The organism is Caballeronia sp. TF1N1, from assembly GCF_022878925.1.
Taxonomy (GTDB): domain Bacteria; phylum Pseudomonadota; class Gammaproteobacteria; order Burkholderiales; family Burkholderiaceae; genus Caballeronia.
The window spans coordinates 97,751-108,874 of record NZ_CP084627.1; the positions used below are offsets into that span (position 1 = coordinate 97,751).

The window sequence follows — 11,124 nt, forward strand, 5'->3', positions numbered from 1 at the left end:
ATGTATCTGTTGGACAGCAACATTTTTATCGAGGCGCAGAATCGGTATTATGCAAGCGATATTTGCCCCGGCTTCTGGGATTGGCTGGACGACGCGAATGCGAAGGGGCTGATTGCGAGCATCGGCGAAGTCTACGACGAACTCGCGGGCAAGGGAGACAGTCTTGCGGAATGGATCGAGGCGCGGCGCGGAACCGGTTGGTTCGTGGATGTGACAGACGAAGAAACTCAATCTTCTTTTATCGAAATCGTTCAGCATATCGAATCAATTGACCGATACACCCGGCCGAGCAGAGATCAGTTCCTTGGCGGCGCGGACCCGTGGCTCATTGCGAAAGCCCGAACGATGGGTTGCGGCGTTGCGACCCACGAACGTTTCCACGAGCACACGACCAAAGTAAAGATTCCGAATGTCTGCGTCAATTTCGGCGTGCCGATTCGCGACACGTTCGACATTTTGCGCGAGCTTCGAATTTCTTTTGGCTGGGCGCGTGCGGCCTGAACCATCGAAAAAAAAAGCGGCTCCAAAAGAGCCGCCCCGCTTCAACTCAAACCAGCACCCTCAAGCCCAGTTAGCGTGAAAGCTGCCCGGCTTATCCGTGCGCTCGAACGTATGCGCACCGAAAAAGTCCCGCTGCGCCTGCACGAGATTCGCAGGCAGTGTTTCCGACCGGTAGCTGTCGAAGTACGCCACCGCCGATGAAAACGCCGGCACCGGCACGCCCGCCTTCACCGCCGCCACGACGACATCGCGCAATGCGTCCTGGTACTTGGCGGCGATATCGCTGAAGTACGGATCGAGCAGCAAATTGGCTAGCCCCGCGTCCTTCTCATATGCGTCCGTGATCTTTTGCAGGAAGCGCGCGCGGATAATGCAACCCGCCCGGAAAATCTTGGCGATGGTGCCGTACTGCAAGTTCCAGTCGTATTCGTCCGATGCCGCGCGCAACTGCGCAAAGCCCTGCGCGTAGGAAACGATCTTGCTCAGATACAGCGCACGCCGCACCGATTCGATAAATGCCTCACGGTCGCCGTCGAACTTCGGCGACGGACCGGTGAGGACCTTGCTCGCCTTCACGCGCTGATCCTTCAGCGACGACAAAACACGCGCGAACACCGCTTCGGTAATCAGCGGCAACGGTGCGCCGAGATCGAGCGCGTTCTGGCTCGTCCACTTGCCCGTGCCTTTCTGCGCCGCGCGATCCAGAATGACATCGACGAGATCCTTGCCGGTTTCGTCGTCTTTCTTCGAGAAAATCTTCGACGTGATTTCGATCAGGTAGCTGTCCAGCTCGCCCTGATTCCACTCGACATACACCTTGCCGAGTTCTTCGTTCGACAGACCCGCCACGCGCTTCAGCACGTCGTAGCTTTCGGCGATCAATTGCATGTCGCCATACTCGATGCCGTTGTGCACCATCTTCACGAAGTGACCCGCGCCGTCCGGGCCCATGTACGCGACGCACGGTTCGCCGTCCGGCGCCTTCGCGGCGATCTCGGTGAGGATCGGTGCGACGAGTTCGTAGGCTTCCTTCTGGCCGCCCGGCATGATCGACGGGCCCTTGAGCGCGCCTTCCTCACCGCCCGACACGCCCGTGCCGATGAAATGCAGCCCCGACTTCGCGAGGTCCTGATTGCGGCGAATGGTATCGGTGAAATGCGTATTGCCGCCGTCGATGAGAATGTCGCCCTTGTCCAGCAGCGGACGCAGCGCGTCGATGGTGGCATCCGTGCCGGCACCGGCCTTGACCATCAACAGAATGCGGCGCGGAGTTTCGAGCGACTGGACGAACTCTTCGAGCGTGTACGCGGGCACGAGCTTCTTGTCGGGATGTTCGGCAATCAGTTCATCGGTTTTTTCGCGGCTGCGGTTGTAGACCGAAACGGCATGGCCGCGGCTCTCGATATTCAAGGCCAGGTTGCGGCCCATGACGGCGAGGCCCACTACGCCGATAGCTTGCTTGCTCATTGCTTGATCTCCGGATGGCCGAAGCCCGCGGCTCGTGGCGCAAGGCTTCGGGGATGAAACGTATCGATAAATGCGGCGTTCGCAGGATGAAGAGATCGTCTTCACGCGCGGATCGCGCCGGGGCCGGCTGAAGGCCCGGTGCGACGCGCTGCGGCGCGGCCGGAATTCTACCGGCGGCGCGGCCGCTGACGCGAACGCAGACCGACCCGAATTTACCACTTTGAGCGCCATCCGGCAGGGAAAGCGCGCTCTCGGCAGGGCGTTCGGGCAGCGCACGCGGCGTCGTCATAGAATGACCAGCCCAACGAGCACGCCGCGAGGCAATTCATTCATGGCGCAGGCCCGGCGCGCGCGAGCGCATCATTATTCGGTCTACGTCGTCGAGCTGGCGGACGCAGTCTGGAACGAGGCGCGCTTTCGTCGTGCGAATCCGGATTACGTGTTGGGCAAGCCGTTCGTCTATGTCGGCATGACGGGAATCGATCCCGACGTGCGCTTCGACAAGCACAAGGCGGGCATTCAGTCGAACCGCTTCGTGCGCGATTTCGGCTTGCGGCTCTTGCCGCATCTGTATGAGATGTACAACCCGATGCCCTACGAGGGCGCGCGCGACATGGAAGTGGAACTTGCAATCGGCTTGCGCGAAGCGGGTTATGGCGTCTGGCAGGCGTGAAGAACGATCACGAACACGAGCACCATCAACGACACGGAGCGTGACATGCGGATTCTGGTAGTGGGCGCGGGCGCCATCGGCGGATACTTCGGCGCGCGGTTACTCGAAGCAGGCAGGGACGTGACCTTTCTGGTGCGCGAACGCCGCGCGCAAAAGCTGCGCGAGAGTGGCCTCGTGGTGAAAAGTCCGGCCGGCGATCTCCATTTCGACGCGCCGCCGCTCGTGCTGGCAAGGGACATCGATAAGCCGTTCGATCTCGTCATCCTGAGCTGCAAGGCTTATGACCTGGCCAACGCCATCGATTCGTTCGCGCCCGCGGTCGGACCGGACACCGCCATCCTGCCGCTTCTGAACGGCATGGGCCATCTCGACGTGCTCGATGCGCGCTTCGGCGCCGCAAAAGTGCTCGGCGGGCAGTGCGTGATCGGCGCGACGCTCGGCGCTGAAGGCGAAGTGCTCCATCTGAACGAGATGCAGTCGATGACCATCGGCGAGCGCGCGGGCGGGCGTTCGGCGCGCATCGACACAATCGCCGCGCAATTGAGCGACGCGCGGTTCGATCTGCAGGTGAGCGAGGACATTCTCCAGGCGATGTGGGAGAAGTGGGTCTTTTTGGCGACGCTCGCCACGGGAACGTGCCTGATGCGCGCGCCCGTTGGCGACATCGTGAGCGCGCCGGGTGGCGATGATGTGTTGCGTCGTCTCTTCGACGAATGCAGCGGGATCGCGGCCGATAACGGTCATTCGCCGGGCGAGGCGCTCGTCACGCGTGCACGCGGTTACTTCACGGACCGCGGTTCGCTGATGACGGCGTCGATGCTGCGCGATCTGGAAAACGGCGCGCGGATCGAAGCGGATCATATCGTCGGCGACTTGCTGGCGCGGCGCAAGACGCCGGTGGATGGCGCTTCCGTGCTGGCAATCGCGTTTGCGAATCTGAAGGCTTACGAAGCGCGGCGGGCGCGGCTGGCTGGCTGAGGACGGCGATGCCGCCGCCTTCGCCTTCGCCTTCGGAGCGGCGAACCGCCATGCGTACGGCATCGCTTTCAATCAACCCACAACGATAAACACCTCTTCTGGCGCACATCGGGACGCTGTACCCTTTCGGCTTTCCCGATGAACGTTCACGCTCGCGCCTCATGTCATCCGATCCCGCTCTCACCGGCCGCACCGCCGCGCCGCCCACCGTCTCGCAGATCTTCACCGGCTTTCTCACGCTCGGCCTCACCGCGTTCGGCGGCGCGTTGCCGCTCGCGCGGCGCGAGATCGTCGAACGCCGTAAATGGCTGACTGCCGACGAGTTCACCGATCTCCTCGGCCTCTGCCAGTTCCTGCCGGGCGGCAACGTGATCAACCTGTCGGTGGCTATCGGCATGCGCTTTCGTGGCCTGGCCGGCGCGTTCGCGGGCCTGCTCGGGCTGATCGGCGGGCCGTCGCTGATCGTGATCGCGCTGGGCGTGATCTATCAGCGCACGCATCAGGACCCTCGTATCGCGCATCTGTTCGCGGGGCTTGCGGCGGCGGCGGCCGGGCTGCTGATCGCGATGGCCATCAAGATCATGTGGCCGCTGCGCAAGAAGCCCGAGGCGGCAGTCATCGCGCTCGTCATGCTCGCGGCCATCGCGTTCCTGCGCACGCCCTTGCTTCCGTCGATGCTCGTGCTCACGCCGATCTCGGTCCTCATTGCGTGGAAGGTGCGCCGATGATCGCGAATCTGCTTTCGCTCGCCGCCATCTTCAGCCAGCTCTCGCTGCTCGCGTTCGGCGGCGGCAACACCATTCTTCCCGAGATGCAGCGGCAGGTCGTGCAAGTACACGACTGGATGACGAAGGCCGACTTTTCCGCGCTCTTTGCGCTGGCGCAGGCGGCGCCCGGGCCGAACATGATGGTCGTCACGCTGATCGGCTGGCATGTCGCGGGCTGGCCGGGCGTGCTGGTCACGTCGATCGCGAAGTTCGGGCCGTCATCGCTCGTGACGATTGCCGCGCTGCACGCGTGGGAGCGGTTCAGGGACCGACCGTGGCGGCGCTATGTGCAACTCGGTCTCGTGCCGATCACGGCGGGCCTCGTGGCGGCGAGCGCGCTGCTGATCGCCGAGGCATCCGATCAGACGTGGATGCTGGTCGCGATCACCGCTGTCGTGGCGGTCGTGTCGTACAAGACGAAACTGCATCCGCTGTGGTTGCTGGCGGGCGGAGCGCTGATCGGGCTGACGGGAATCGGGCAGTGAACCGGGCTAGAAGTGCGGTTCCGCAAAGGCCGGCTCAAGCACGCGGGCGCACTTTCTGCTGAAATCGAACCGGACAAGACAGCCAGGACGAAGCCATGACCATGACCACCGAATACGCGAAAACCGCGCCCGAGCGCGCTGAACTCGATGCATCGACGGCGCCCGTCGTCATCGAATTCGGCACCGACTGGTGCGGCTTCTGCCGCGCCGCGCAGCCGCTGATCGCACAGGCGTTCCAGGAACATCGCGATATCCGTCACATGAAGATCGAGGACGGCAGCGGCCGACCGCTCGGCCGCTCGTTTCGCGTCAAGCTGTGGCCGACGCTCATTTTCATGACAGGCGGCAAGGAAGTCGCGCGGCTCGTTCGTCCCGGCGACGCGTCCGAAATACGCGATGCGCTGGCGCTGATCGACGATCCTCTGGAGCAGTAGCCGCTTCCCGGCTAGGGGTTAAAGCTGATACGATCTCGGCCATGCAAACTTGTATGATGACCCGATGACCGTACAAGAGCCGTCCATCCGTATGTTCGAAAAGATTCCGTCCCGCGCCCTGAGTGATACGGTCGCGCAGCAATTGCAAAAGCTTATCGAGAAAGGCAGTTTCACTGCCACCGGCAAGTTGCCGACCGAAGCCGTGCTCGCGCAGGAGTTCGGCGTGAGCCGCACGGTGATTCGCGAGGCCATTTCGCGGCTGAAAAACGAAGGCATGGTCGAACCTCGGCAAGGCAGTGGCGTCTTCATCGTCGAGCGCGCGGGCATTCGGCCGTTGCGGATCGACTACGCGCAGGCCGTCGAGCCGGGCTCCGTGCTGCATATCCTCGCGCTGCGCCGGGCGATCGAAGCCGAAGTCGCGTCCGAAGCCGCGATGCGCCGCACCGACGAGCAAATGGCCGCCATCGACGCCGCGCTCGTTCGTATCGATGAAGCCGTGCGCGCCGGCCAGAACGGCGTGGCGGAAGACGTGGCGTTCCATCGCGAGATCGCGACTGCCACGGGCAATCCTTATTTCCTCAAGACGCTCGCTTTCCTGAGCCAGTACCTCGAAGCCGGAACCATCGTCACGCGCGGCAACGAAGCGCTGCGCGAAGACTTTTCGCGACAAGTCCGCGAGGAACACGCCGCCATCGCCGAGGCCATTCGCGCCGGCGACCCCATGGCCGCGCGCAACGCCGCTCAGACACATCTCTACAACGCCGCGCGCCGACTGGCGGAAGCGGGCCTTTGCTAACCGCTTCATCGAAAATCAAGAGAACGCTATGTCAAGAAACGTGGGAGTCATCGGGCTGGGCGCAATGGGTCTGGGCGTCGCGCGCTCGCTATTGCGCGCGGGCTTCGCCGTGCATGCATGCGATGTCCGCCAGCAAGCGCTCGATTCGTTCGCGGCCGAAGGCGGCATTACATGCGCGTCGCCGGCCGAAATGGGCGGCAAGTGTGAGGTCGTCGTCACGCTGGTCGTGAACGCCGCGCAAACCGAAGCCGTTCTGTTCGGCGATAACGGCGCGGTCCCGGCGATGAAACCGGGCAGCGTCGTGCTCGCCTGCGCGACGGTCGCGCCGGGTTTCGCGGTGGAGCTCGGCAAGCGCGTCGCGGCAACCGGCGTGCTGATGCTGGACTCGCCGGTATCGGGCGGCGCCGCCAAGGCGGCATCCGGCGAAATGACGATGATGACCTCCGGCCCCGCCGATGCCTACGCCGCCTGCGAAGACGTGCTCGATGCCATCGCGGGCAAGGTTTATAGGCTGTCGGAGGAGCACGGCGCGGGCTCGAAGGTAAAAATCATCAACCAGTTGCTGGCGGGCGTGCATATCGCCGCCGCCGCCGAGGCCATGGCGCTCGGCCTGCGCGAAGGCGTGGACCCGGACGCGCTCTACGACGTCATCACGCACAGCGCGGGCAATTCGTGGATGTTCGAGAACCGCGTGCCGCACATTCTCTCGGGCGACTACACGCCGCTATCCGCCGTCGATATCTTCGTGAAGGACCTGGGCCTCGTGCTCGATACGGCCCGCACGTCGAAGTTTCCGCTGCCGCTTTCGGCGGCCGCGCATCAGATGTTCATGATGGCCTCGACTGCCGGACACGGCGGCGAGGACGATTCCGCAGTCATCAAAATTTTTCCGGGCATCGAAGTCCCGAAGGGAGCGAAATAATGGCGCAGGCCTTGCTTGGCTGCATCGCAGACGATTTCACCGGCGCGACCGATCTCGCCAACATGCTCGTGCGCGGCGGCATGCGCACGGTGCAAAGCATCGGCGTTCCGGCAGCCGGGACGAAGATCGAAGCCGACGCGTTGATCGTCGCGCTGAAATCGCGCACGATTCCCGCCGAGGACGCCGTGCGTCAGTCGCTCGAAGCGCTCGAATGGCTGCGCGCGCAAGGCTGCCGCCAGTTCATCTTCAAGTATTGCTCGACCTTCGATTCCACCGACAAGGGCAATATCGGCCCGGTCGCGGACGCCTTGCTCGAAGCGCTGAACGACGACTTCACCATTGCCTGCCCCGCGTTTCCCGAAAACGGCCGCACGATCTTTCGCGGCAACCTCTTCGTCGGCGACGTGCTGCTGAATGAATCGGGCATGGAGAACCATCCGCTCACGCCAATGACCGATCCCAACCTCGTGCGCGTGCTGCAACGGCAAACGAAGTCGAAGGTCGGCCTGATTCGCTACGACACGGTCATGAAGGGCGCGGATGCGGTACGCGCGCGCATCGCCGAACTGAAGAAGGATGGCGTGCGCCTGGCTATCGCGGATGCCATTTCCGACGCCGATCTCTTCGTACTCGGCGACGCCCTCGGTGACCTCAAACTCATCACGGGCGGCTCGGGTATCGCGCTTGGACTGCCGGAAAATTATCGCGCGGCGAATCTGCTTGCTCATGCGGAAGATGCGGGCGAGCTGCCGAAGATCGAAGGCAGGTCGGTGGTGCTCGCGGGCAGCGCGTCGAAGGCCACGAATGCGCAGGTCGCGGCGTGGCGCGCGTCGAAGCCGAGTTTTCGCGTCGATCCGCTGGCGCTGTCGCGCGGCGAAGCGGTCGTCGATCAGGCGCTGGAATTCGCGCGCAGTCATGGCGATGAAACCGTGCTCATCTACGCAACGTCTTCGCCGGATGACGTAAAGGCCGTGCAGAAGGAACTGGGCGTGGAGAAGGCGGGACAGCTGGTTGAAGACGCGCTCGCCGCGATTGCGCGGCAACTGCGCGACGCAGGCGTGCGCAAGTTCGTGGTCGCGGGCGGCGAGACATCGGGCGCGGTCGTGCAGGCGCTCGACGTGCGTTCGTTGCGTATCGGACCGCAGATCGATCCGGGTGTGCCCGCGACGCAATCCATCGGCGCCAATGCAGACGATGCGCCGCTCGCGCTTGCGCTCAAGTCGGGCAACTTCGGCACGACGGATTTCTTCGCGAAGGCCTTGAAGGCGCTGGACGGGGTGGCATGATGTCGTCGAACGAAAACCGTATCCGCGAGGAAATCTGCGTGACGGGCGCGAGCCTGTACGAACGTCGCTATACCGTGGGCAGCGCGGGCAATATCAGCGCGCGTCTCGACGATGGCTGGCTCATCACGCCGACCGACGCGTGCCTCGGCCGGCTCGATCCGGCGGATATCGCGAAGGTGGATCTGGAAGGCAAGCATGTGTCGGGCGGACGTCCATCCAAGACGCTGGCGCTGCATCGGCGCATCTACGAGAACAATGCGGATGCGCACGGCGTCGTGCATACGCATTCGACGCATCTCGTCGCGCTGACGCTCGCGGGCGTCTGGAAAAACGAGGACGTGTTGCCGCCGATCACGCCGTACTACGTCATGAAAGTCGGCCATGTGCCGCTGATTCGCTATCGACGTCCGGGCGATCCGGCCGTGGCGGAAGAAGTGGCGGCGCTGGCATCGACGGTGCGCGCGGTCTTGCTTGAGCGGCTCGGACCGGTGGTGTGGGAAAAGTCGGTGGCGCATGCGTCGTATGCGCTGGAGGAACTGGAGGAGACGGCGCAGCTTTACTTATCGACGATGCCGAGGCCTGCGCCGTTGCCCGACAGCGCGCTCGAGGATTTGCGCACGACGTTCGGTGCGCGTTGGTGAGAGCCGTGCGAGGTTGCGAAGGCCGCGTGCGGTAACGACGCCGCAGCGGCACTCGGCGACCGCAACCAAGAGCAAGTAACGCGCTGACTTTAGTGGTCAATACCCGGAATCGAACGCATTGAAAAGGAGACAACCGCAATGCCCCGCTTTGCAGCCAACCTCACGATGATGTACCCGGAACACGAGTTCCTCGACCGCTTCGGCGCAGCCGCGAAAGACGGTTTCAAGGCGGTCGAATTCCTGTTTCCCTATGACTTCTCGGCATCGGACATCAAAACCCGATTGCAGGACAACAACCTCACGCAAGCGCTTTTCAACGCGCCGCCGGGCGACTGGGCCGCGGGCGAACGCGGCATCGCGTCCTTGCCGGGCCGCGAGGACGAATTCAAGAAGAGCGTGGACAAGGCGCTCGAATACACCGCCGCGCTCGGCAACAAGAAACTGCACTTCATGGCGGGACTCATCAAGCCCGGCGAGTCGCGCGAGGAGCGCAAGGCGATCTACCTGAAAAATCTCGCGTATGCGGCGAAGCAGGCGGAATCGGCGAACGTGGATGTCGTGATCGAGCCGATCAACACGCGCGACATTCCCGGCTTCTTCCTCAATCGTCAGGACGAAGCACAGGCTATCTGCGATGAAATCGGCGCGCCGAATCTGCAAGTGCAATTCGACATCTATCACTGTCAGATCGTGGAAGGCGATATCGCGGTCAAACTCAAGCGCGACATGAAACGCGAGAACGCGGGCATCGGCCATATTCAGATTGCGGGCGTGCCGGATCGACACGAGCCGGATCTGGGCGAACTCAACTACCCGTATCTGTTCGATCTCATCGATTCGCTGGGCTACGAAGGCTACATTGGCTGCGAGTATCGCCCGAGAGCAGGTACGTCCGCGGGCCTCGGCTGGCTCAAGCCTTACCTATAAAAAAGGAGACGACATGAAGGTTCTCATCACGGGAGGCGCAGGCTTCCTCGGGCAAAAGCTCGCCAAACGTCTGCTGGAAAAAGGCGAACTCGACGGCAAGCCGGTCACCGAACTCGTATTGCTCGATGTCGCGCGCCCGAGCGATGCCGCGCTTCTCGACGACAAGCGCGTCAAAGCCGAAACCGGCGACATCTCGGACAAGGCCACGCTCGAGCGCTACATCGATACGAAGACGGAAGCGATTTTTCATCTCGCGGCCATCGTGAGCGGCCAGGCGGAAGCCGACTTCGACCTCGGCATGAAGATCAATCTCGATGCCTCGCGCGCGCTGCTCGAAGTGTGCCGCGCGCGGGGCCACGTGCCGCGCGTCGTGTTCACGAGTTCGGTCGCGGTGTATGGCGGAACGCTGCCGGAAGTCGTGCAGGACGACACCGCGCTCAACCCGCAATCGTCGTATGGAACGCAGAAGGCCATCGCGGAATTGCTGCTGTCCGATTTCTCACGGCGTGGTTTTGTCGATGGCCGCGTGCTGCGCCTGCCGACCATCAGCGTGCGGCCGGGCAAGCCGAACGCGGCGGCGTCGTCGTTTGCGAGCGGCATCATCCGCGAGCCGCTCAATGGCGAGCGCTCGGTATGTCCCGTCGATGGCGACACGCGCGTCTGGCTGCTCTCGCCGAAAAGCGCGGTGGACGCGCTCATCGCCGGATGCGAGATCGAGCGCGCGAAGCTGGGTCTTCGGCCAGTGATCAATCTGCCGGGGCTTTCGGTGAGCGTGAACGAGATGGTCGCGGCGCTGCGTGAAGTCGCGGGCGATGAAGTCGTGGCGCGCATCGACTTCGAGCCGGAGCCGCGCATCGAGAAGATCGTGGGAAGCTGGCCGGGCGCGTGGAATCCAGCGCGTGCTGAAGAACTCGGGCTCACGGGCGACAAGTCTTTCGCCGATGTGATTCGCGCGTATATCGCCGATCAGCGCGTTTGAATGAGGCAGGGCGCCGTGTTTTCACGGCGTCCGCGCGAGCCAACCCGCAGCGCACCCGGCAACCGCCCCAAAGGTTGCACGATGCAAGCTTGTATCCCCTTTCCGCGCTACACTCCTCCCTTAAATGTGACGAACGCCGGTCCGGCGCCGCGTGCACCGCAGTGAACCACGAGCGGTAGCCTGCTCGTTTCTCATTCCAGCGCCGATCTGCGCTGCCGCCACGCGCAAAACCCGTCGTCTCGTCAGGCTGCCCCTTGCGCGGAGAATC

13 protein-coding genes are annotated in these 11,124 nt (G+C 63.3%); 12 read left to right on the forward strand and 1 reads right to left on the reverse strand.

All coding sequences use genetic code 11. The features are described 5' to 3' along the window. Positions 1 to 501: a DUF4411 family protein gene (locus LDZ28_RS14510; RefSeq protein WP_244829077.1), complete on the forward strand. Its 501-nt coding sequence runs from the start codon at positions 1 to 3 to the stop codon at positions 499 to 501. Positions 502 to 561: 60 nt separating this feature from the next. Here LDZ28_RS14510 and gndA read toward each other — a convergent pair whose 3' ends face one another. Then, positions 562 to 1,968, reverse strand: coding sequence for an NADP-dependent phosphogluconate dehydrogenase (gndA, locus tag LDZ28_RS14515; protein ID WP_244829078.1), 1,407 nt, complete (start codon positions 1,966 to 1,968; stop codon positions 562 to 564). A gap of 331 nt (positions 1,969 to 2,299) precedes the next feature. On the opposite strand from gndA, the gene LDZ28_RS14520 reads away from it, so the two are divergent. From LDZ28_RS14520 to denD, 11 genes are all read left to right on the forward strand, one after another. Then, on the forward strand, positions 2,300 to 2,641 hold the full coding sequence (locus tag LDZ28_RS14520; RefSeq protein ID WP_244829079.1) for a hypothetical protein: 342 nt from the start codon (positions 2,300 to 2,302) through the stop codon (positions 2,639 to 2,641). A 45-nt stretch (positions 2,642 to 2,686) separates the two neighbouring features. Continuing rightward, the gene (gene panE / locus LDZ28_RS14525) at positions 2,687 to 3,619 is read left to right on the forward strand and encodes a 2-dehydropantoate 2-reductase (protein ID WP_244829080.1); all 933 of its coding nucleotides are present in this window, start codon (positions 2,687 to 2,689) and stop codon (positions 3,617 to 3,619) included. 161 nt (positions 3,620 to 3,780) lie between these two features. After that, positions 3,781 to 4,347, forward strand: a complete 567-nt coding sequence (locus LDZ28_RS14530; protein ID WP_244829081.1) for a chromate transporter — start codon at positions 3,781 to 3,783, stop codon at positions 4,345 to 4,347. Beyond that, positions 4,344 to 4,871 (forward strand): chromate transporter, encoded by a 528-nt coding sequence (locus LDZ28_RS14535; protein ID WP_244829082.1) that lies wholly within the window; start codon positions 4,344 to 4,346, stop codon positions 4,869 to 4,871. Before LDZ28_RS14530 ends, LDZ28_RS14535 begins: the two co-directional genes overlap by 4 nt. Before the next feature lie 95 nt (positions 4,872 to 4,966). Then, positions 4,967 to 5,305, forward strand: coding sequence for a thioredoxin family protein (locus LDZ28_RS14540; RefSeq protein WP_244829083.1), 339 nt, complete (start codon positions 4,967 to 4,969; stop codon positions 5,303 to 5,305). Between the two features lie 91 nt (positions 5,306 to 5,396). Then, the gene (locus tag LDZ28_RS14545; RefSeq protein WP_244829740.1) at positions 5,397 to 6,101 is read left to right on the forward strand and encodes a FadR/GntR family transcriptional regulator; all 705 of its coding nucleotides are present in this window, start codon (positions 5,397 to 5,399) and stop codon (positions 6,099 to 6,101) included. Between the two features lie 28 nt (positions 6,102 to 6,129). Continuing rightward, complete coding sequence (ltnD, locus tag LDZ28_RS14550) at positions 6,130 to 7,023, forward strand: L-threonate dehydrogenase (protein WP_244829084.1); 894 nt, start codon at positions 6,130 to 6,132, stop codon at positions 7,021 to 7,023. After that, a complete protein-coding gene (otnK, locus tag LDZ28_RS14555) occupies positions 7,023 to 8,309 on the forward strand; it encodes a 3-oxo-tetronate kinase (RefSeq protein ID WP_244829085.1) in 1,287 nt (428 codons plus the stop codon). Before ltnD ends, otnK begins: the two co-directional genes overlap by 1 nt. Continuing rightward, positions 8,309 to 8,950: an aldolase gene (locus tag LDZ28_RS14560; protein WP_244829741.1), complete on the forward strand. Its 642-nt coding sequence runs from the start codon at positions 8,309 to 8,311 to the stop codon at positions 8,948 to 8,950. The genes otnK and LDZ28_RS14560 overlap by 1 nt, the downstream gene beginning before the upstream one ends. A 138-nt stretch (positions 8,951 to 9,088) precedes the next feature. Continuing rightward, positions 9,089 to 9,877: a 2-oxo-tetronate isomerase gene (gene otnI, locus LDZ28_RS14565; RefSeq protein ID WP_244829086.1), complete on the forward strand. Its 789-nt coding sequence runs from the start codon at positions 9,089 to 9,091 to the stop codon at positions 9,875 to 9,877. A 13-nt stretch (positions 9,878 to 9,890) separates the two neighbouring features. Further along, complete coding sequence (gene denD, locus LDZ28_RS14570; protein ID WP_244829087.1) at positions 9,891 to 10,856, forward strand: D-erythronate dehydrogenase; 966 nt, start codon at positions 9,891 to 9,893, stop codon at positions 10,854 to 10,856. Positions 10,857 to 11,124 lie beyond the last annotated feature (268 nt).